The following is a 20,425-nucleotide window of genomic DNA, read 5'->3' as shown; positions in this document are numbered from 1 at the left end:
GAACAGCGCTTGCGCTGGCCCCGAAGGGGCGAGGCCACAGGCCGAGTAACGCGGCAAGGGAGCTTATCCCCAGGAGCTACTTGAGTAAGTGACTGGGGTAAGTGAGTGCAGCCAACACCCCTGCAGCTTGAAGTATGACGGGTATATTAATGGAATAGGGAATGAAACGGACTATATTAATCATCATTGGTTGGCTGGCGGTAGTCCTTGCGACGCTGGGAGTCGTATTACCTTTACTTCCCACAACCCCTTTTTTACTTCTGGCAGCCTGGTGTTTTGCCCGTTCCTCGCCACGCTTCCACCACTGGCTACTCTACCGCTCATGGTTTGGCAGTTACATCCGCCATTGGCAGCAGCATCGTGCCTTACCACCCGGAACTAAACCCAGGGCATTGATTTTTATTGTTTTAACTTTTGCTGTGTCCATTTACCTGGTCAACATTCTTTGGGTCAGACTACTCTTATTGATGATGATGTGCGCGTTGCTGTTCTGTATGTGGCGGATGCCGGTAATTGACGAAAAGCAACAAAAGCCATAAAGCGCATTTGCTGTGGTTGCAATTGTTGTTTGCAGACAGTAAATTCGACCGCTTTCGAGCACGGTATGATTGATTAATGAATCACCGATAGTGTATTTATTAAACAGATACGTGCTTAGTTAGAACCCCGTTTTTAGCAGGCATTAATTATGACCGCGACTGCGCAGCAGCTTGAATATCTGAAAAACAGCATTAAAAGCATTCCAGACTACCCGAAGCCTGGGATCTTATTCCGTGACGTTACCAGCTTGCTTGAAGATCCGAAAGCCTACGCCACCAGCATCGAATTATTAGTCTCACGCTTTAAAGATGCCGGTATCACTAAAGTGGTGGGTACTGAAGCGCGCGGCTTTTTGTTTGGCGCACCGGTTGCGCTGGAATTAGGTGTCGGTTTTGTGCCGGTGCGTAAGCCAGGTAAACTGCCACGCGAAACGATCGCGGAGAACTACGAGCTGGAATACGGTACCGATCAACTGGAAATCCACGTTGATGCAATCGAGCCGGGCGACAAAGTTCTGGTCGTGGACGATTTGCTGGCCACAGGCGGCACCATTGAAGCGACCGTTAAACTTATCCGCCGTCTGGGTGGTGAAGTGACCGATGCCGCATTTATCATCAATCTGTTTGATATTGGTGGTGAGCAGCGTCTGGAAAAAATGGGCGTGAAAAGCTACAGCCTCGTACTTTTCCCTGGCCACTGAGTTTAATCTCACCTCTGCAACGCACCAGGCCGGGCGGATAAGTACAACGTCATCCGCCAGGACATCAAACAGCCTCGCCCGATGGGTGAGGCTTATGTTAGCATTACCCCTCGAATTCACCTTCCCGCGATGTAGAGCCTATCTCGAATGAGCTACCAGGTCTTAGCCCGCAAATGGCGCCCACAAACTTTTGCTGATGTCGTCGGCCAGCAACACGTGTTGACTGCGCTGGCTAATGGCTTATCCATGGGCCGAATCCACCACGCCTATCTCTTTTCAGGGACGCGCGGCGTGGGTAAAACGTCCATCGCTCGCTTGTTGGCGAAAGGGTTAAATTGTGAAACCGGCATCACTGCCACCCCTTGCGGTGTGTGCGATAACTGCCGCGAAATCGAACAAGGACGCTTTGTTGATCTGATAGAGATTGACGCCGCCTCACGCACCAAAGTCGAAGACACTCGTGACTTGCTGGACAACGTTCAGTACGCACCGGCGCGTGGCCGCTTCAAGGTCTACTTGATCGATGAAGTCCATATGCTTTCCCGCCACAGCTTCAACGCGCTGTTGAAGACGCTGGAAGAGCCACCTTCGCATGTCAAATTCTTGCTGGCGACAACCGATCCGCAAAAGTTGCCGGTGACTATTCTTTCCCGCTGCCTGCAATTCCACCTGAAAGCGCTGGATGTCGAACAAATCCGCCATCAGTTGGAATACATTCTTGGCGAGGAGAAAATCACTTCTGAAACTCGCGCGCTGCAACTGTTGGCGCGTGCTGCGGATGGCAGCCTGCGTGATGCATTAAGTCTTACCGACCAGGCGATTGCCAGTGGTGATGGGCAAGTGACCACTGCGGCTGTCAGCACCATGCTCGGTACGTTGGATGACGACCAGGCTCTGGCGCTGATAGAAGCGATGGTGCAGGCCAATGGTGAGCGAGTGATGAGCTTGCTTAACGATGCCGCCGGTCGCGGTATTGAGTGGGAAGCGCTGCTGGTAGAAATGCTGGGCTTGCTGCACCGTGTGGCCATGGTGCAACTCTCTCCGGCTGCATTGGGCAACGACATGGCGGCAATCGAACAGCGTATGCGTGAGCTCGCGAGAGTCGTACCGCCTGCTGAAGTCCAGTTGTATTATCAAACCCTGCTGATTGGTCGCAAAGAGCTCTCCTGGGCTCCCGATCGTCGTATGGGCATTGAGATGACACTGCTGCGTGCGCTGGCGTTCCATCCGCGCAAACCATTACCAGAACCGGAGCAACCGCGGCAAGTGGCGAGTATTCCTGTCGTCAATCCTGTTCCGGTTCGACAACAAACTTCACCTCCGCCACGGCAAAATGAAACCCCGTTGCCGGACACCACAAGCCAGGTGCTGCAAGCGCGAACCCAGTTAATGCGCCAGCAGGGAGCCAACAAAGCAAAAAAGAGTGAGCCGGCAGCGCCAGATCTAGCGCGGCCGGCAGCTAAAACCACCGCTCTGGAACGTTTAGCCTCGGTAACCGAGCGTATTCAGTCCCGGCCATCAGTGGCAGAAGAAAAACCTGCCGAGAAGCCAGAAGCTTATCGCTGGAAGTCGCAAATTGTTTCTGATGTTGTTGAAGAACCGGTTGCGACACCAAAAGCATTAAAGCGCGCGCTGGAGCATGAGAAAACACCAGAGCTGGCGCAGAAACTGGCATTGGAAGCCATCGAGCGTGACCGTTGGGCGGCGGAAATTAGCCAACTGGTGTTGCCAAAACTTGTGCAGCAACTCGCGTTAAATGCCTGGAAAGAGCAGGATGGAAACCGAGTTTGTTTGCACTTACGCCCGGCATTAAGGCATCTGAATTCACCGTCGGCGCAGAAAACGCTGGCTGATGCGATGAGTACTTTTAGCGGAGAAACTGTTGAGCTGACTATTATTGAAGATGATAATCTTGCACAACGTACCCCGCTGGAATGGCGTCAGGCTATCTACGAAGAGAAGCTTGCACGTGCGCGGGAATCTATGAGTACTGATAACAATATCCAAACGCTGCGTCGTTTTTTTGATGCGGAGCTGGATGAAGACAGTATTCGACCAATTTGACAGGCTGGTTACACCGGTTTGTTGTAAACCCTGATAGCCGTTAATTGTTATACCCATCAACACCCCTACAGCTTGAAGGATGATGGGGAAATGCGATTAATCGGCCCGAGCAAAAGAGAGAAGACTATGTTTGGAAAAGGCGGTCTGGGCAACATCATGAAGCAAGCCCAGCAGATGCAGGAAAAAATGGCCCAGGTTCAGGAAGAAATCGCCAACATGGAAGTCACCGGCGAATCAGGTGCGGGTCTGGTAAAAGTGACCATCAATGGTGCGCATAACTGCCGTCGTGTGGAAATCGATCCAAGCCTGATGGAAGACGATAAAGAGATGGTAGAAGACCTGGTTGCAGCGGCCTTCAATGATGCAGCTCGTCGTATCGGCGAAGCGCAGAAAGAGAAAATGGCTGGCGTTTCCAGTGGTATGCAGTTGCCGCCAGGCTTCAAAATGCCATTCTGATTTTGATCCCCTCTCCTGGGGGAGAGGGTCAGGGTGAGGGCGTCCTGTCGTCAAAGCGACGCCTCACTTTTTTACCCCGTAATCACTCTTCATCAAACGCCGCATAACTCTCCACCAGAAAATCAATCAGTGCTCTGACCGCCGGTAACTGCCCGCGACGTGAAGGAAACACCAAATGAATGATTTCCCGTCTTGTACGCCAATCCGGTAACAATCGCACCAACGTTCCATCCAGTATCTGCTTCTTAATCATCAATATCGGTAGTTGAACAATCCCTACGCCCGCCAAAGCAGCCGCCCGTAGTGCAATCATATCGGTGGTCACAAAACGTGGCTTATGGTGCAGGATCACTTCCTGATTATCCGGGCCAAATAGACACCATCGGTAAATCTGCTGTGGTTTGGAGAGTGCCAGGCTCGGCCAGTGTTGTAGATCGGCGGGTGACAAGGGTTGCGAAAATTGCTCAACTAACTCAGGGCTGGCAACCAGACACATATTGCGATCGGCCAGTTTGCGCATCACCAGGTCACTATCTTCCAGTGGTAATGGGCGAACGCGTACCGCCAAATCGACGTTTTCATTCAATACATCAACCTGGCGATTTGTCTCCTCAAGCTGCACCGTAACCTGCGGATACATCGTCATAAACCGCGCCAGCATATCCCCAATATGCACATGCAGCAGGGCAATCGGACACGTCAGGCGAATAAGCCCACGCGGTTCGGCTCGCAGCGTGTTTATCGCCTCTTGTGCCGCTTCGGCCTCAATAATCATCGCTTTGCAATGGCGATAAAAAATCTGCCCGGCCTCCGTCACGGTGAAGCTGCGCGTTGAGCGCTGAATAAGCCGCGTTTCCAGACTCTCCTCCAGCAAGGCGATACGCCGACTTAACCGGGATTTTGGAATGCCAATCGCGCGGCTGGCGGGAGAAAACCCCTCAAAATCGACCACTTGCACGAAGTACCACAGGTCGTTGAGATCTTGCATCGTTATTGTCCTGTATATGGAACACTGAGTTCATTTCTGGAGTCTACCGGGATTTTCGTCTTATGAGTAAGCTTTAACTCAACAGAAATCGACACTCAATGGAGATAACGATGAAATCAATTTTAGGCGTGTATTCCGCACCGGCTTCCCACTGGGTGGGTGATGGATTCCCGGTTCGTTCACTGTTTTCCTATTCGAAATTTGAAAAGCAACTCAGCCCATTCTTGCTGCTGGACTACGCAGGCCCGGCGGATTTTAAACCGAGCAACAAAGGGCAGCGTGGCGTTGATGTGCATCCGCATCGCGGTTTTGAAACGGTCACCATCGTCTACAAAGGTGAAGTGGCGCACCGTGACTCCACCGGCAGTGGCGGGGTAATTGGCCCCGGTGATGTGCAATGGATGACGGCCGGTAGCGGGATTTTGCACGAAGAGTTCCATTCACCAGCGTTCAGCGAGAAGGGCGGCACCCTGGAAATGGTTCAGCTGTGGGTCAATCTGCCTGCGAAGGACAAGTCAACGCCACCAAACTACCAGTCGATTACGGATGCGGATATTCCGGTGGTGACATTGCCCGATAACGCAGGTCAGGTGCGTGTTATCGCGGGTGAAATGGATGGCAGTAAAGGCCCGGCACGCACGTTTTCACCGCTGCGCGTACTGGATGTGCGTCTGAATGCGCAAAGCACCACGCAACTGACGCTGCCTGACGGCTGGAACACCGCATTGGTTGTGCTGAAAGGCACGGTGCAGGTTAACGGTGAGGAAATTGCTCGTGAGGCGCAGCTGGTGGTACTGGATGCAAAAGGCGAAACCGTCACGCTTGAAGCCAATAACGACGCCGTTGTGCTGGTGCTGAGCGGTGAGCCACTCAATGAGCCAGTGGTGGGTTACGGGCCGTTTGTAATGAACACTCGTGAAGAAATTAAAGAGGCTATCGACGATTTCAATCAGGGTCGTTTTGGCCAGTCCATAGAGTAAAAAATCACGGCTATCGCTCCGGTAGCCGTTCTTTACGCACTATTTCACTATCAGAGGATACGAATATGACACCTGCAAACTTTAACGGACAAATTCCGACCATTGATGCCAACGATGCAGTCATGCTACTCATTGACCACCAGAGCGGTTTGTTCCAGCTAGTACACGACATGCCGATGCCTACGTTGCGCACCCACGCCACAGTACTGGCAAAAATCGCGACGCTGGCCAATATTCCGGTCATCACCACCGCTTCTGTGCCGCAAGGCCCAAATGGTCCGCTGATCCCTGAGATCCACCAATATGCCCCTCATGCGCAGTATGTGCCGCGTAAAGGTGAAATTAACGCCTGGGATAACCCTGATTTCGTTGCGGCAGTCAAAGCAACGGGGCGTAAAACGTTAATCATTGCGGGCACGGTGACCAGCGTTTGCATGGCGTTTCCGGCAATCAGCGCGGTTGCCGAAGGCTTTAAAGTCTTCGCGGTGATCGATGCTTCAGGCACTTATTCCAAAATGGCGCAGGAAGTCACCCTGGCGCGAGTAGTACAAGCGGGCGTGGTTCCGATGGATACCGCAGCGGTTGTAGCTGAGATTCAGCACACATGGAACCGTGAGGATGCAATGGAGTGGGCCAGCCTTTGGGGCGGTGTCTTTATTGAATATGGCTTGCTGATGGAAAGTTACCAGAAGGCGCAAGATGTGGTGACGAATCAAGAGTCTCTGGATTCTCAGCTCGCTTAAATAAATTCCCCCTGTGCGAGACATCCCGCAGGGGGACTATCTTTTTCTATACCCGTCCGCTGGGCTAATGTTAGGCTATGTCCCACTCTTTTTTCAGAAGTCTGAGCGATGCAAACCAGTCCTTTACTTACCGTCCTTATGGAATCCCTGCGCTGCTTGCCAGGTGTTGGCCCGAAGTCAGCTCAACGTATGGCGTTCGCGCTTCTGCAACGCGACCGCAGCGGCGGAATGCGCCTTGCTCAGGCGTTGACCCGCGCCATGTCTGAAATCGGCCACTGTGCGGATTGCCGTACTTTTACCGAACAAGAAGTCTGCGCAATTTGTTCCAATCCACGCCGCCAGGAAAATGGCCAGATTTGCGTGGTGGAAACGCCTGCGGATATCCATGCGATTGAAGCGACGGGACAATTCTCTGGACGCTATTTTGTGTTGATGGGGCATCTTTCACCGCTAGACGGCATTGGCCCCCAGGACATCGGTCTCGACAGGCTGGAACAGCGCCTTGAGCACGAAACCATCAAAGAGCTCATCCTTGCGACTAACCCAACGGTTGAAGGTGAAGCCACCGCGAACTATATCGCCGAACTGTGTGGGCAATATGGCGTAGATGCCAGTCGTATCGCGCACGGTGTGCCAGTGGGCGGCGAGCTGGAAATGGTTGATGGCACCACGCTTTCGCATTCTCTGGCGGGACGCCACAAAATTACGTTCTAATTGAAAATGGGGAGATTCTTTTCTCCCCCGCTTGAAATCTCCTCTGCTTATCCTCATATCTCCCTCAACGTTTTCATCACCCCTGTATTTTGATTTTGTTGAGGTATCAATGACCATGAAAGGACAAGAGACACGTGGCTTCCAGTCTGAAGTGAAACAACTTCTGCACCTGATGATCCACTCCCTCTACTCAAATAAAGAAATTTTCCTGCGTGAGCTGATCTCCAACGCCTCCGATGCGGCAGACAAATTGCGCTTCCGCGCGCTGTCCCAGTCCGATCTTTACGAGGGTGACGGTGAGCTGCGTGTGCGTGTCTCATTTGATAAAGAAAAACGCACTCTGACGATTGCTGATAACGGCATCGGTATGACGCGCGACGAAGCGATTGATCACCTCGGGACCATTGCAAAATCTGGCACCAAAGCCTTCCTCGAATCCATGGGTTCTGACCAGGCGAAAGACAGCCAGCTTATCGGCCAGTTTGGTGTGGGCTTCTACTCTGCATTTATCGTGGCGGACAAAGTGACCGTGCGTACTCGTGCGGCTGGAGTTCCTGCGGATCAAGCCGTGTTCTGGGAATCTGAAGGTGCGGGTGAATATACCGTTGCGGATATCACCAAAGCTGATCGCGGGACTGAAATTACCTTGCACCTGCGCGAAGGTGAAGACGAGTTCTTAGATGACTGGCGTGTGCGCTCTATCATCGGTAAATACTCCGATCACATTGCTCTGCCGGTTGAGATTGAAACTCGTGAAGAGAAAGATGGCGAAACTATCCTCGGCTGGGAAAAAATCAACAAAGCTCAGGCGCTGTGGACCCGTAGCAAGTCTGAAATTAAAGACGAAGAGTACAACGAGTTCTACAAGCATGTCGCTCATGACTTCACCGACCCGCTGACCTATAGCCACAACCGCGTGGAAGGGAAACAAGAGTACACCAGCTTGCTGTACATCCCGTCCCAGGCGCCGTGGGATATGTGGAATCGCGATCATAAACACGGCCTGAAACTGTACGTGCAGCGCGTGTTCATCATGGACGACGCAGAACAGTTCATGCCGAACTACCTGCGTTTTGTTCGCGGCCTGATAGATTCCAATGACCTGCCGCTGAACGTGTCGCGTGAAATTCTGCAAGACAGCCGTGTGACTCAGAACCTGCGTAGTGCGCTGACCAAACGCGTATTGCAGATGCTGGAAAAACTGGCGAAAGACGACAGCGAAAAATACCAAACCTTCTGGAAAAACTTTGGCCTGGTGCTCAAAGAAGGCCCTGCTGAAGATAATGCGAACCAGGAAACTATCGCTAAACTGCTGCGCTTTGCGACGACGCATACCGATTCCGCTGCACAAACTGTGTCGCTGGAAGAGTACGTCTCACGCATGAAAGAAGGCCAGGAGAAGATTTACTACATCACCGCTGACAGCTATGCGGCCGCGAAGAGCAGCCCGCACCTGGAGTTGCTGCGTAAGAAAGGCATCGAAGTTCTGCTGCTTTCTGACCGCATCGATGAGTGGATGATGAGCTATCTGACTGAGTTCGATGGCAAAGCATTCCAGTCAGTCAGTAAGACTGATGAGACGCTGGAAAAATTGGCTGACGAAGAGACGCCAGAAGCGAAAGAAGCTGAAAAAGCGCTTGAGCCATTTGTTGACCGCGTGAAAACGCTGCTGGGCGAGCGTGTTAAAGAAGTGCGCCTGACGCACCGTTTGACCGACACGCCTGCTATCGTGACCACTGACAGCAACGACATGAGCACGCAAATGGCGAAATTGTTTGCCGCTGCGGGCCAGGAAGTGCCAGAAGTGAAGTACATCTTCGAGCTGAACCCGGATCACGGTCTGGTGAAACGTGTTGCAGATACACAGGATGAAGCGCAGTTTGGCGAATGGGTCGAATTACTGCTCGACCAGGCGCTGTTAGCTGAACGTGGCACCCTGGAAGATCCAAACCAATTCATTCGCCGTATGAATCAGTTGCTGGCTTCCTAAGTTTTTCCCTCACCCTAACCCTCTCCCTCAGGGAGAGGGGACTGGATCGAGTATTTCCCCTCTCTTGTGGGAAATAGATCGAGTAGTTCCCCTTCTCCTGTGGGAAATGGATCGAGTTTTCTCCCTCTCCTGGGGGAGAGGGCCGGGGTGAGGGCATTTCAAATCAACTAACACCACCTGAAATACCTGCCATTCTTGAGGTGAATACGCCTTTAATGGTAAGGTCATCGCCTCAAATCTAAATACACAAAAATCCAAACGAATGGGGAATTACGCAATGCGTATTATTCTGCTTGGCGCTCCGGGCGCAGGTAAAGGAACTCAGGCTCAGTTCATCATGGAGAAATATGGCATTCCGCAAATCTCCACCGGTGACATGCTGCGTGCCGCAGTAAAATCTGGCTCAGAGCTGGGTAAACAAGCAAAAGACATCATGGACGCCGGGAAACTGGTTACAGATGAACTGGTTATCGCGCTGGTGAAAGAGCGTATTACCCAGGAAGATTGCCGCAACGGTTTCCTGCTTGATGGTTTCCCTCGTACCATTCCACAGGCTGATGCGATGAAAGAAGCGGGCATCAACGTGGACGTCGTTCTGGAATTTGCAGTACCAGACGAACTGATTGTTGAGCGTATCGTCGGTCGTCGCGTACATGCGCCATCTGGCCGCGTTTATCACGTCACCTTCAATCCACCAAAAGTGGAAGGCAAAGACGATGCAACCGGCGAAGAGCTGACCACCCGTAAAGACGATCAGGAAGAAACCGTGCGTAAGCGCCTGGTGGAATATCATCAGATGACAGCTCCGCTGATCTCTTACTACAGCAAAGAAGCGGAAGCGGGTAACACCAAATACGTAAAAATCGACGGCACCCGTAAAGTGACCGAAGTTAGCGCAGAGTTGGCTAAAATCCTCGGCTAACCTTACCCGTTATCTTTCAAGTTGCAGGTGTGTGAGCTGCCTTCCTGCACCTCGAAACCTTTTGGGTCGATAAAAATACCAGGACTTGTTCCTGGTATTTTTTTATCCATTTTTTACCCTTTCACTGTAATCGGTTCTCCTGTGCCACTTTTACGTTACAATTATCAGCAATTTGTTGATAAGGAGTGGAAATGAATCAGGAAAAAGTGGGTATTTTACTGGCAAACCTTGGCACACCTGATGCTCCTACTCCGGCGGCGGTAAAACGCTACTTGCGCCAGTTTCTTAGCGACAAACGCGTCGTTGATACCCCGCGTCTGCTGTGGTGGCCACTGCTGCGAGGCGTGATTTTACCGCTGCGCTCCTCACGGGTTGCAAAGCTGTATCAGTCCGTCTGGATGGACGAAGGCTCGCCGCTGCTTGTTTATAGCCGACGTCAGCAAGTCGCTCTTGCAGCGCAAATGCCGGGTACCCCAGTCGCGCTTGGCATGAGCTATGGCTCACCGTCATTGAAAAGTGCAGTGGACGAACTTTTGTCTCACAACGTTGATCACATCGTCGTGCTGCCGCTGTATCCACAATTCTCTTGCTCGACTGTCGCCGCAGTCTGGGATGAATTAGGACGCATTTTTTCCAACTACCGTTCGCTGCCGTCGATTTCCCTGATTCGTGACTACGCCGATAACACCTCCTACATCAATGCGCTGGTGGCTTCGGTCAAACACTCTTTCGCCCAGCATGGTGAGCCGGATGTTTTGCTGCTTTCCTACCACGGAATTCCGCAACGCTATGCCAACGAAGGCGATGATTACCCGCAGCGTTGCCGCGACACCACGCGCGAGTTGCTTTCCGCCCTCGAACTGCCACCAGAAAAAGTGATGATGACCTATCAGTCGCGTTTTGGCCGCGAGCCGTGGCTGATGCCGTATACAGACGAAACGCTGAAAATGTTGGCTGAAAAAGGGGTGAAACACATTCAGGTCATGTGTCCTGGTTTCTCCGCCGATTGCCTCGAAACTCTCGAAGAGATGGCGGTGCAAAACCGTGAAGTGTTCCTCGAGGCGGGTGGCACCAAGTATGAATATATTCCTGCCCTCAATGATGACCCGGCGCACATCGCAATGATGATGAGTCTTGTAGAAAAATATCGCTGATCCCGCTTTTGGCCGTTAATGTGCTACCATTTCCGGCCTGATTAGCTACTTCCGAACAACATCATGAAATTTCCCGGCAAACGAAAATCCAAACACTACTTCCCGGTGAGCGCGCGCGATCCTTTACTGCAACAGGCTCAGCCTGAAAATGAAACTGGCACTTCCTGGGTCGTCGGGATCGATCAAACGCTGGTGGATATCGAAGCCAAAGTGGATGACGAGTTTGTACATCGATACGGTTTGAGTTTCGGCCATTCACTGGTGATTGAAGATGATGTGGCCGAAGCGCTATATCAGGAGCTGGTGCAAAAAGATCTGATTACTCACCAATTTGCCGGCGGCACCATTGGTAATACGATGCACAACTATTCGGTTCTGGCCGATGACCGCTCTGTTCTGCTGGGCGTAATGTGCAGCAATATCGAAATCGGTAGCTATGCCTACCGCTACCTGTGCAATACCTCCAGCCGTACTGACCTCAACTACCTACAAGGTGTGGATGGTGCGATTGGCCGCTGCTTTACGCTGATCGGCGAGCAGGGTGAACGTACCTTTGCCATTAGCCCGGGTCATATGAACCAGCTACGCGCCGATAGCATTCCTGAAGAGGTCATTGCCGGTGCGTCTGCGCTGGTTTTGACTTCATATTTGGTGCGTTGCAAAGACGGCGAGCCCATGCCGGAAGCGACTATGCAGGCCATCGCTTACGCGAAAAAGTACAACGTACCGGTGGTGCTGACGCTGGGCACCAAATACGTTATTGCCGAAAACCCAGAATGGTGGCAGGCATTCCTGAAAGAGCATGTCTCGATTCTGGCGATGAACGAAGAAGAAGGGCTGGCGCTGACAGGTGAAAATGATCCGCTGCTGGCGGCCGATAAAGCGCTGGATTGGGTCGATTTAGTATTGTGTACCGCGGGTCCGGTCGGGCTGTACATGGCGGCCTTTACTGAAGAGTCAGCTAAACGCACCACACAACATCCGCTGTTGCCAGGAGCAATCGCTGAATTTAACCAGTACGAATTTAGCCGTGCCATGCGCCATAAAGATTGCCAGAACCCGATGCGTATTTTCTCTCATATCGCACCTTATATGGGTGGGCCTGAGAAAATTATGAATACCAATGGCGCGGGTGATGGCGCGCTGGCGGCATTACTGCATGATATTACGGCGAATAATTATCACCGCTCTAACGTGCCAAATTCCAGCAAACATCAGTTCACCTGGCTGACTTATTCGTCTTTGGCGCAGGTGTGCAAATATGCGAACCGTGTGAGTTATCAGGTATTGAACCAGCATTCTCCGCGTCTGACGCGGGGGTTGCCAGAGCGCGAAGATAGTCTCGAAGAGTCTTACTGGGAGCGTTAATCACCACGTTTTTTTGCCCTCACCCTAACCCTCTCCCACAGGAGAGGGGATAGTCCGGTTTTCCCCTTCTCCCGCAAGAGAGAGGATAACCCGTTTTTCCCCTTCTCCCTGGGGGAGAAGGTCGGGATGAGGGCGAAAACTTAACCCGTCACCGTTTCCTGAACCACCGGCTTATCCAACATCCCCATCATCGTATTGGCGATCTCACGCTCGCCCATCACCACCTGATTCGCACCACGCTCGGTGATGTAATCCACCTCATCGTCATAATGGGCGCGGGCAATGATCTCGATGTCCGGATATTTCGCGCGCGCTGTCGCGACAATCTCACCGGCCTCGTAACCGTTCGGAATCGTCAATAACAACCAACGTGCACAATCAAGATGGGCGAGATTCATGATCTCTTCATTGGCTGCATTTCCGAGTACAGCTCGGATCCCACGCTCGCGCAATTCATCAACCCGGCTACGGGAGGTTTCAATCACCACTAACGGAATACCCTGAGCCATTAACTTTTCACCCAGCAAACTCCCTACGCGGCCAAAGCCCACCAGCAGCGCGTGATTGCAAATATCCACCGGGATCTGCTTCTCGTCCTCGATGGCCTCTTCCAGGGTTTGCTCTTCCAGGGTTTCGGTTTTTGCGAGATAACGCTCAAGTACCGCAAACAAAATGGGATTGAGCATAATCGACAAAATCGCACCGGCCAGCACCAAATTTTGCCCGGTCTGCGGTAACAGATTGAGCGCCATGCCCAGACCCGCAAGGATGAACGCGAACTCACCAATTTGCGCGAGGCTTGTGGCGATGGTTAATGCGGTACGTTGTGAATGGCCGAACAGGCGCACCAGGAAGAAGGCGGCCACAGATTTGCCAAAGATGATGATAGCGACGGTACCGACTACCGCGAGTGGTTCCTGAATCAGGATCATCGGGTCGAACAACATACCGACTGAGACAAAAAACAGCACTGCGAAAGCGTCGCGTAGCGGCAGTGTGTCATGGGCGGCACGATGGCTGAGTTCAGACTCATTGAGCACCATCCCGGCGAAGAACGCACCCAACGCAAATGACACATCAAACAACTCGACCGCGCCAAAGGCGATGCCAAGCGCCAGGGCGAGAACGGCCAGCGTAAACAGCTCGCGTGAACCGGTAGCCGCGCTCCGCGCCAGGATCCAGGGGACCAGCCGGCGGCCTACAATCAGCATAATCGCGATAAATGCCACTACTTTGCCGATGGTCAGCCCCATGTCCAGCGCCAGAGTCGCAAAACCGACGTCGCCTTTTTCCATCATCCCCGCAACAGCAGGCAACAGAACCAGCGTTAATACCATCACCAGATCTTCAACAATCAACCAGCCAATCGCGATTTGCCCGCGCTGGCTGTCAATTAATTGCCGCTCTTCAAGCGCACGCAGTAACACGACGGTACTGGCGGTAGAAAGACACAGGCCGAACACGATACCGGTCATCAGCGACCAGCCCATCAGCGATGAAAGCGCCATTCCCAGTAGCGTCGCCACACCAATCTGGGCGATAGCTCCTGGGATGGCGATGGCCTTTACCGCCATCAAATCCTTTAAGGAGAAATGCAGACCGACGCCAAACATCAGCAGGATCACACCCAACTCAGCAAGTTCAGGAGCAAGCTTCGTATCCGCGACAAAACCTGGCGTAAAAGGGCCAGCTAATACCCCAGCTAACAAATAGCCCACCAACGGTGATATGCGCAGTTTGTTAGCAAGCATACCGAGTAAAAAGGCCAGTACGAGGCCTCCGACAATGGTGGTGATAAGCGGGGTGGCGTGGTGCATTCCGTCTCCTTGCGTAAGTGTTCAAATCCAAAAAGCTACTTTTAGTTTATGACAATTTTTCCATCGATGTAGATGTAAAATCAGCGAATATTGGATATAAGGCGCATTTAGACAAAAAGCAGCGTCTGATGGGAGTTTTATACGCTTAATTTAAGAAAGGTCTGGAGATATGTGGCGGGAGTGATGGGCCAGAGCGTCTCTCTGGCCCTTATAACTATGACTTATGTCGATTGTCAGGCAGGAATATGGTCAGTATCCCAAGAAGTGGCAGGAAAGCACATATTTTATAGACTAACTCGATACTTGTATGGTCGGCTACCAGGCCGAGTACCGCAGCCCCCAAACCGCCCATACCAAAGGCAAAACCGAAGAACAGCCCGGAAACCATACCGATGCGTCCTGGCATCAACTCTTGCGCATAAACCAGAATTGCTGAAAATGCCGAGGCGAGGATAAAACCGATAATAACCGTCAGGATCCCCGTCCAGTACAGCGAAACATACGGCAGGAAAAGGGTGAATGGCGCGACGCCGAGGATTGAACCCCAGATAACATATTTACGGCCAATCTTGTCGCCGACCGGTCCACCAATCACCGTACCTGCTGCCACCGCAAACAAGAAGGCAAACAGGTGGAACTGGGCGTTCTGCACCGACAAACCGAATTTGTGCATCAGGTAGAAGGTGTAATAGCTGCTGATACTCGCCATATAAAAATACTTGGAGAAAATCAGCACCAGCAAAACGGTCACCGCCTGAATCACTTTTTTGCGCGGCAGCGGGTTAACCACCGGCGCGGCTGTTTTACCTTTAGCCATGCGATGTTGCGCGGCATACCAGCGGCTAATCTGCAGCAATACAATAATCGCCAACAGGGCAGCCAACACAAACCAGCCGACGTTACCTTTACCGTATGGGGCAATGATCAGCGCAGCCAGCAACGGGCCGAGTGAGCTACCAAAATTGCCGCCAACCTGGAACAGCGACTGCGCAAGGCCATGACGACCACCGGATGCCATACGCGCCACCCTGGACGATTCCGGGTGGAATACCGAAGAACCTGTGCCCACGAGCGCTGCCGCCAGTAGCACCATCGGGAAACTACCGGCCAAAGCCAGAATCACTAAGCCGCAAAGTGTGAAGCACATACCAATCGGCAATGACCATGGCATCGGGTATTTGTCGGTGTAGTATCCTACTACCGGCTGAAGCAGTGATGATGTGACCTGGAAGGTCAGCGTTATCATCCCGATCTGGACAAAACTCAGCGAGAACTCGCTTTGTAAAAGCGGATAAAGCGCCAGAATGAGCGACTGAATCATATCGTTGAGCAAATGCGAAAGGCTGATTGCTCCAAGAATTCCGAACGCAGTGCGCGCCTTTTTAGGCTCCGTCGCCGCGAGAGTTTGTTCCGAGATTGCCATAAGTACCTGTAATAGATTTGATTATTATATTTTAGAACGGCTCACGGGAGGAACCGTAGAATATCGTTACCCTGCTAACATACCTTCTGAAAAGTTCCGAAGAAAGTCACAATCGTGAAAAGTTATTTGTCTATGCTAGTAGCTGTCTGCTATTGGTGCGGAAGTATTTATTGAATATGGAGATTTGCGATGAAGTTCGTAGTGAAAGGGGTGGCCACAGCATTGCTGATGGCAGTTAGCCTAACCAGCGCGTCTGCACTGGCGTGGGAAAAAGATAAAACCTATAACATCACCATTCTGCACACCAACGATCACCATGGTCATTTTTGGCGTAACGAACACGCGGAATACGGGCTGGCTGCGCAAAAAACTCTGGTCGATAGCATTCGTAAAGAGGTGGCAGAGCAGGGAGGCAGCGTACTGCTCCTGTCTGGCGGTGATATCAACACTGGTGTTCCTGAATCCGACTTGCAGGATGCGGAACCTGATTTCCGTGGCATGAACCTGATTGGCTACGATGCGATGGCTATCGGCAACCATGAATTTGACAACCCGCTCTCTGTTTTACGCCAGCAAGAAAAATGGGCCAAATTCCCGCTGCTGTCGGCCAACATTTACCAGAAAAGTACCGGCGAGCGCCTGTTTAAACCGTGGGCTATCTTCAAGCCACAGGGTATTAAAATCGCGGTTATCGGTTTAACCACGGACGACACGGCGAAAATTGGCAATCCGGAAAACTTCGTCGACATCGAATTCCGTAAACCGGCGGATGAAGCGAAACTGGTGATTCAGGAACTGCAATCGACTGAAAAACCAGACGTCTTGATCGCGGCAACGCATATGGGCCACTACGATAACGGTCAACATGGTTCTAACGCGCCAGGCGATGTGGAAATGGCTCGTAGTTTACCGGCTGGCGCGCTGACGATGATTGTGGGTGGACACTCGCAAAACCCAGTTTGTATGGCTGCCGAGAATAAAAAACAGGTTGATTACGTACCCGGCACACCTTGTGCACCGGATCAGCAAAACGGGATCTGGATTGTTCAGGCTCACGAATGGGGCAAATACGTTGGCCGTGCTGATTTTGAGTTCCGTAATGGCGAAATGAAACTGGTGCATTACCAGCTTATCCCAATCAACCTGAAGAAAAAGATAACCTACGATAACGGTGAAAGTGAGCGCGTACTCTACACGCCGCAGATCCCTGAAAACCAGCAGATGCTCTCACTGCTGACGCCATTCCAGAATAAAGGTCAGGCACAGCTGAATGTTAAAGTTGGCAGTGTTAACAGCCACATGGAAGGCGATCGCAGTAAAGTACGTTTTGTGCAAACTAACCTTGCGCACCTGTTGCTTGCGGCACAAATGGCGCGCACCAGTGCAGACTTTGCCGTCATGAGCGGTGGCGGTATCCGTGATTCTATTGAAGCCGGAGACATCACTTATAAAGACGTGCTGAAAGTGCAGCCATTTGGGAATACCGTCACGTATATCGATATGACGGGCAAAGATGTGGTCGAGTATCTGAGCGCGGTTGCGCAGAAGAAACCTGACTCTGGCGCGTATCCGCAGTTCTCAAATGTCAGCTTTGTGGCAACAGCCGCAGGTCTGCAAGATTTGAAAATCAAAGGTGAGCCAGTAGATCCCGCAAAAACTTACCGTATGGCGACATTGAACTTTAACGCTTCCGGTGGCGATGGATATCCAGAAATCGACAAAAAACCGGGCTACGTGAATACCGGTTTTGTGGATGCGGAAGTGCTGAAACAGTACATTGAGCAAAATTCTCCGCTTGATGTGAATGCTTACGAGCCGAAGGGGGAAGTGAGCTGGCAGTAAGAGCATTTCCCCTCACCCTAACCCTCTCCCAAAGGGAGAGGGAACTGACCGGTGTTCTCGCTGGCCTGGTTTTCTCCCTCTCCCAAAAGGAGAGGGGACTGACCGGTGCTCTCACTGGCCTGTTTTTCTCCCTCTCCTGGGGGAGAGGGCTGGGGTGAGGGCTATTTCAACGGCAACAAAATATCCGTTTGCTGCGCATGTTCCGGGTGATTTTGATCCAGTTCCAGGTAGCGGAAATAGACCGGGAAATCGCGTAACTCCTCACCGCTTTGCGGCAACCACTGACGGTAAAGATAGTAAACGCTATCACTGATGCGCTCGTAGGCACCGACATGCCGAACCACTGCACAACGGCCACCGGGCAAGGTTTTACAGATAACACCCTGCGGATTTTCTGGAACCATGCCGTTGGCTTCTTTGCTTAACTCCCCGCAAACATCGAAACGAAACTCTTCACCCGGAGTTGTCGCCGGGTCGCTGTACGGCACACCATAAGTCCCATGCGTAATGTAGTCTGAAAGCCCTGAAGCTTTACGCCACTCAATAAACGTCGCAACCGTATTATTGACCCGCATCGGGTCACCAAGATGTTCCAGCACTGCCACCTTCATCGGTTCGACGGTAATAATTTTCACATCCATATTTTCAAGCCTCTGCTGATTTTCCCTTCCGGGAAATTGAAAATGTACATGCCAGTCAACCCAGACAGGAGCTTTGCGAAACTCGCTGGGCGTCAGGCCGAAGGTATTTTTGAAGGCTCGGGAAAATGATTCAGGATTTTCAAATCCGGCATCAAGGGCAATGTTAATGACTCTTTCCTGTGGGTCGTTTACCAGCCGGAAAGAGGCCCTTTTTAACCGCATTAGCGTGATGTAACGGCTAATGCTGATTCCACAAAATTGGCTGAATTGCCGATGAAAGTGAAAACGCGAAAAACAGGCGACTTCGCTGAGTTGCTCGACGGTTAGCGCGCTGTCCAGATGCTGTTCGATATAGGCAAAAACTTGCTCAAAACGCCGGGCATAAAGCTGATGTCTTTCGCTATTCATTATTCCTCCCTCAAGGCGTTTACTGTGCCAGTGACTGATGGCGCAGTCCTGACTGATATTGCTCTTTATTTAGGGTATGGGAGGATTACCTGGTTAGTGCGTCAATCGCGGCGGGCAATCTCTGCAAAGGTCGCATTCAGCAGTTTTGCGAGATCAGCGGCGGCCAGTTCAATATCCAGCCCGCGCTTGCCTCCTGAAACATAGATAGAAGGAAAATTCTGCGCGGGAGCGTCGATGACTGTCGGCAGGCGTTTCTTTTGCCCCAGAGGACTAATGCCGCCAACCAGATAACCGGTGATGCGCTGTGCCACCATCGGATCGGCCATATCGACTTTCTTGGCACCCAGTGCTTTAGCCACTTTCTTTAAATCCAACTGTCCGGAAACAGGCGTAACGGCTACTGCAAGTTGCTTCATATCACCGTTGATGGAGACCAGTAACGTTTTGTAGACTTGCTCCGAATTCAAACCCAGCTTTCGGACGACTTCGTCACCAAAATTTGTCTCATTGGGATCGTGGTCGTAAGCATGTAATTGAAATGAAATGCGGTTTTTTTCGAGAAGTTTTACTGCTGGTGTCATATAACCTTCCTGGTGGCTTTGTCTTAAAAGCGCACGATCTAGTAAACAACGTGATATGTTTTATAAAAATTATATTGAGACTTAATAGTGATAGCGTAAATCGTCACATTGAGCGACAATTCCATTTCTGGCCATTAAATTGGTTAGAAGAACAACAATAATATACAAATTCCTCTTTGACGGGCCAATAGCGATATTGGCCGTTTTTTTATCTCTCGCCACCGTCCTGCCATTCGTATTATTGCGGGTCTCACTTCAATAGCTCGGGTAAATTTCCCTTTCCATACAAATGCAATGCGCCAACGGCAACGACATAGCGCCCGGCGGGCAATTGCTGCAGGAAATGCTGCCACGCAAGATTACGCTGATGCATCAGTACATCGTAGAGTTCGTCGCCAAACGTGTTCGGCAATTGCACATTCCCACGCTGTGGCGGTGCTTCCAGCCACCAACTGATCATCATTTGCAGCAGGCGAGCATTCGTGTGCCAGTGCGTTAGCGTGTCGGTTAACAGCGGCATACCGCCATCGGGCAAACGGGTGAGGATATCAATTTGATGCTGCGCACCTTCCAGCTCAATAACGGGAACCGCCATCGCTTTTGCCGCTTCCAGTAACTGAAAATCAATCCCGTAATTGGCACGCAAACCGAGGCGCTGCGCCTGGTGAGCTTGCAGTACCAGGGCTATTTGCCAGGCCGGTTGGTTATCAATTTGGCTCAACGGGATGCCCAACTCCTCGATTAGCGACATCACCTGTGCCCAGTTTTCGGCAGACAGGCGCTGCTCTAGCGGCAGGTCATCGGGAATATCGGGGAAGGGGGAATCGCTCTCAGTAATATCAGCCTCAACAATCAGCGCGTCGGCATCCCTGAGTTTGTTAATCAACTTCTCGGACAGCGGCGCCATGTCGCATGTGCCCATGTGAATACTGCCGAGTAGGTGCAGCGAGCGGTTACCTGGAAGTGTGATATCAAGCGCGGGCCAGGGATAAGTCGCGGCAGTGAAGCGTGAGAAAAGCGTGCTAATTCTTTGCAACAGACCCATATAGCTGATTTCCTGGCTAAAAAGTCATGCTACCGCTGCAATGCGTTGG

Annotated in this window: 18 protein-coding genes and 1 other annotated feature; of the genes, 12 read left to right on the top strand and 6 right to left on the bottom strand. The window is 51.8% G+C overall.

Going from position 1 to position 20,425, the window contains the following annotated elements:
• Window positions 1-161 precede the first annotated feature (161 nt).
• The 4 genes from BSPA111_RS11500 to BSPA111_RS11485 all read left to right on the top strand — a co-directional run bounded on the left by BSPA111_RS11500 (window position 162) and on the right by BSPA111_RS11485 (window position 3,760).
• Entirely contained in the window at window positions 162-539 is a 378-nt protein-coding gene (locus BSPA111_RS11500; RefSeq protein ID WP_183271284.1) for a DUF454 family protein, read from the top strand.
• 149 nt (window positions 540-688) lie between these two features.
• Window positions 689-1,240 (top strand): adenine phosphoribosyltransferase, encoded by a 552-nt coding sequence (gene apt / locus BSPA111_RS11495; protein ID WP_034458083.1) that lies wholly within the window; start codon window positions 689-691, stop codon window positions 1,238-1,240.
• A 147-nt stretch (window positions 1,241-1,387) separates the two neighbouring features.
• On the top strand, window positions 1,388-3,304 hold the full coding sequence (dnaX, locus tag BSPA111_RS11490) for a DNA polymerase III subunit gamma/tau (protein ID WP_183271283.1): 1,917 nt from the start codon (window positions 1,388-1,390) through the stop codon (window positions 3,302-3,304).
• Window positions 2,637-2,701, top strand: a sequence feature (DnaX frameshifting element). (Overlaps the previous gene by 65 nt.)
• Before the next feature lie 126 nt (window positions 3,305-3,430).
• Complete coding sequence (locus BSPA111_RS11485) at window positions 3,431-3,760, top strand: YbaB/EbfC family nucleoid-associated protein (protein WP_124024797.1); 330 nt, start codon at window positions 3,431-3,433, stop codon at window positions 3,758-3,760.
• Between the two features lie 82 nt (window positions 3,761-3,842).
• Here BSPA111_RS11485 and BSPA111_RS11480 read toward each other — a convergent pair whose 3' ends face one another.
• Window positions 3,843-4,748, bottom strand: coding sequence for a LysR family transcriptional regulator (locus tag BSPA111_RS11480; protein ID WP_183271282.1), 906 nt, complete (start codon window positions 4,746-4,748; stop codon window positions 3,843-3,845).
• A gap of 110 nt (window positions 4,749-4,858) precedes the next feature.
• Here BSPA111_RS11480 and BSPA111_RS11475 point away from each other — a divergent pair, with 110 nt between their 5' ends.
• The 7 genes from BSPA111_RS11475 (at window position 4,859) to BSPA111_RS11445 (ending at window position 12,619) form a co-directional block, all read left to right on the top strand.
• Complete coding sequence (locus BSPA111_RS11475) at window positions 4,859-5,728, top strand: pirin family protein (RefSeq protein WP_183271281.1); 870 nt, start codon at window positions 4,859-4,861, stop codon at window positions 5,726-5,728.
• Between the two features lie 65 nt (window positions 5,729-5,793).
• A complete protein-coding gene (locus tag BSPA111_RS11470) occupies window positions 5,794-6,471 on the top strand; it encodes an isochorismatase family protein (protein ID WP_183271280.1) in 678 nt (225 codons plus the stop codon).
• Between the two features lie 108 nt (window positions 6,472-6,579).
• Window positions 6,580-7,185 carry a recombination mediator RecR gene (gene recR, locus BSPA111_RS11465; protein WP_183271279.1) on the top strand — a complete coding sequence of 202 codons (606 nt, stop codon included), beginning with the start codon at window positions 6,580-6,582 and terminating at the stop codon, window positions 7,183-7,185.
• Between the two features lie 115 nt (window positions 7,186-7,300).
• Window positions 7,301-9,175: a molecular chaperone HtpG gene (htpG, locus tag BSPA111_RS11460; protein ID WP_183271448.1), complete on the top strand. Its 1,875-nt coding sequence runs from the start codon at window positions 7,301-7,303 to the stop codon at window positions 9,173-9,175.
• Window positions 9,176-9,452: 277 nt separating this feature from the next.
• Complete coding sequence (adk, locus tag BSPA111_RS11455; RefSeq protein WP_034458097.1) at window positions 9,453-10,097, top strand: adenylate kinase; 645 nt, start codon at window positions 9,453-9,455, stop codon at window positions 10,095-10,097.
• 191 nt (window positions 10,098-10,288) lie between these two features.
• Window positions 10,289-11,251 (top strand): ferrochelatase, encoded by a 963-nt coding sequence (gene hemH / locus BSPA111_RS11450; protein ID WP_183271278.1) that lies wholly within the window; start codon window positions 10,289-10,291, stop codon window positions 11,249-11,251.
• Between the two features lie 63 nt (window positions 11,252-11,314).
• Window positions 11,315-12,619: an inosine/guanosine kinase gene (locus BSPA111_RS11445; protein WP_183271277.1), complete on the top strand. Its 1,305-nt coding sequence runs from the start codon at window positions 11,315-11,317 to the stop codon at window positions 12,617-12,619.
• Window positions 12,620-12,759: 140 nt separating this feature from the next.
• Here BSPA111_RS11445 and ybaL read toward each other — a convergent pair whose 3' ends face one another.
• Window positions 12,760-14,436, bottom strand: a complete 1,677-nt coding sequence (gene ybaL, locus BSPA111_RS11440) for a YbaL family putative K(+) efflux transporter (RefSeq protein WP_183271276.1) — start codon at window positions 14,434-14,436, stop codon at window positions 12,760-12,762.
• A 214-nt stretch (window positions 14,437-14,650) separates the two neighbouring features.
• Window positions 14,651-15,859: an MFS transporter gene (locus tag BSPA111_RS11435; RefSeq protein WP_183271275.1), complete on the bottom strand. Its 1,209-nt coding sequence runs from the start codon at window positions 15,857-15,859 to the stop codon at window positions 14,651-14,653.
• Window positions 15,860-16,048: 189 nt separating this feature from the next.
• On the opposite strand from BSPA111_RS11435, the gene ushA reads away from it, so the two are divergent.
• A complete protein-coding gene (gene ushA / locus BSPA111_RS11430; protein ID WP_183271274.1) occupies window positions 16,049-17,701 on the top strand; it encodes a bifunctional UDP-sugar hydrolase/5'-nucleotidase UshA in 1,653 nt (550 codons plus the stop codon).
• Between the two features lie 161 nt (window positions 17,702-17,862).
• Here the strand turns inward: ushA and BSPA111_RS11425 are convergent, their stop codons facing one another.
• The 3 genes from BSPA111_RS11425 to BSPA111_RS11415 all read right to left on the bottom strand — a co-directional run bounded on the left by BSPA111_RS11425 (window position 17,863) and on the right by BSPA111_RS11415 (window position 20,376).
• The gene (locus BSPA111_RS11425; RefSeq protein WP_183271273.1) at window positions 17,863-18,750 is read right to left on the bottom strand and encodes a GyrI-like domain-containing protein; all 888 of its coding nucleotides are present in this window, start codon (window positions 18,748-18,750) and stop codon (window positions 17,863-17,865) included.
• Between the two features lie 101 nt (window positions 18,751-18,851).
• Window positions 18,852-19,331, bottom strand: coding sequence for a Cys-tRNA(Pro)/Cys-tRNA(Cys) deacylase YbaK (ybaK, locus tag BSPA111_RS11420; RefSeq protein ID WP_183271272.1), 480 nt, complete (start codon window positions 19,329-19,331; stop codon window positions 18,852-18,854).
• A gap of 250 nt (window positions 19,332-19,581) precedes the next feature.
• Complete coding sequence (locus tag BSPA111_RS11415) at window positions 19,582-20,376, bottom strand: TraB/GumN family protein (protein ID WP_183271271.1); 795 nt, start codon at window positions 20,374-20,376, stop codon at window positions 19,582-19,584.
• Window positions 20,377-20,425 lie beyond the last annotated feature (49 nt).

It is taken from the genome of Buttiauxella sp. A111 (genome assembly GCF_014189855.1).
GTDB classification, from domain to species: domain Bacteria; phylum Pseudomonadota; class Gammaproteobacteria; order Enterobacterales; family Enterobacteriaceae; genus Buttiauxella; species Buttiauxella selenatireducens.
Note: the sequence above shows the minus strand (reverse complement) of the source record. Positions and strands in the feature narration are given on the sequence as shown.

Excerpts from the sequence above, each read along its gene's own strand:
- BSPA111_RS11425 (WP_183271273.1), bottom strand. The coding sequence starts at position 18,750 with ATGAATAGCGAAAGACATCAGCTTTATGCCCGGCGTTTTGAGCAAGTT.
- BSPA111_RS11480 (WP_183271282.1), bottom strand. The coding sequence starts at position 4,748 with ATGCAAGATCTCAACGACCTGTGGTACTTCGTGCAAGTGGTCGATTTT.
- adk (WP_034458097.1), top strand. The coding sequence starts at position 9,453 with ATGCGTATTATTCTGCTTGGCGCTCCGGGCGCAGGTAAAGGAACTCAG.
- hemH (WP_183271278.1), top strand. The coding sequence starts at position 10,289 with ATGAATCAGGAAAAAGTGGGTATTTTACTGGCAAACCTTGGCACACCT.
- apt (WP_034458083.1), top strand. The coding sequence starts at position 689 with ATGACCGCGACTGCGCAGCAGCTTGAATATCTGAAAAACAGCATTAAA.
- htpG (WP_183271448.1), top strand. The coding sequence starts at position 7,301 with ATGAAAGGACAAGAGACACGTGGCTTCCAGTCTGAAGTGAAACAACTT.
- BSPA111_RS11500 (WP_183271284.1), top strand. The coding sequence starts at position 162 with ATGAAACGGACTATATTAATCATCATTGGTTGGCTGGCGGTAGTCCTT.
- ybaL (WP_183271276.1), bottom strand. The coding sequence starts at position 14,436 with ATGCACCACGCCACCCCGCTTATCACCACCATTGTCGGAGGCCTCGTA.
- BSPA111_RS11415 (WP_183271271.1), bottom strand. The coding sequence starts at position 20,376 with ATGGGTCTGTTGCAAAGAATTAGCACGCTTTTCTCACGCTTCACTGCC.
- dnaX (WP_183271283.1), top strand. The coding sequence starts at position 1,388 with ATGAGCTACCAGGTCTTAGCCCGCAAATGGCGCCCACAAACTTTTGCT.
- ushA (WP_183271274.1), top strand. The coding sequence starts at position 16,049 with ATGAAGTTCGTAGTGAAAGGGGTGGCCACAGCATTGCTGATGGCAGTT.
- BSPA111_RS11475 (WP_183271281.1), top strand. The coding sequence starts at position 4,859 with ATGAAATCAATTTTAGGCGTGTATTCCGCACCGGCTTCCCACTGGGTG.
- ybaK (WP_183271272.1), bottom strand. The coding sequence starts at position 19,331 with ATGACACCAGCAGTAAAACTTCTCGAAAAAAACCGCATTTCATTTCAA.
- BSPA111_RS11485 (WP_124024797.1), top strand. The coding sequence starts at position 3,431 with ATGTTTGGAAAAGGCGGTCTGGGCAACATCATGAAGCAAGCCCAGCAG.
- BSPA111_RS11445 (WP_183271277.1), top strand. The coding sequence starts at position 11,315 with ATGAAATTTCCCGGCAAACGAAAATCCAAACACTACTTCCCGGTGAGC.
- BSPA111_RS11470 (WP_183271280.1), top strand. The coding sequence starts at position 5,794 with ATGACACCTGCAAACTTTAACGGACAAATTCCGACCATTGATGCCAAC.
- BSPA111_RS11435 (WP_183271275.1), bottom strand. The coding sequence starts at position 15,859 with ATGGCAATCTCGGAACAAACTCTCGCGGCGACGGAGCCTAAAAAGGCG.
- recR (WP_183271279.1), top strand. The coding sequence starts at position 6,580 with ATGCAAACCAGTCCTTTACTTACCGTCCTTATGGAATCCCTGCGCTGC.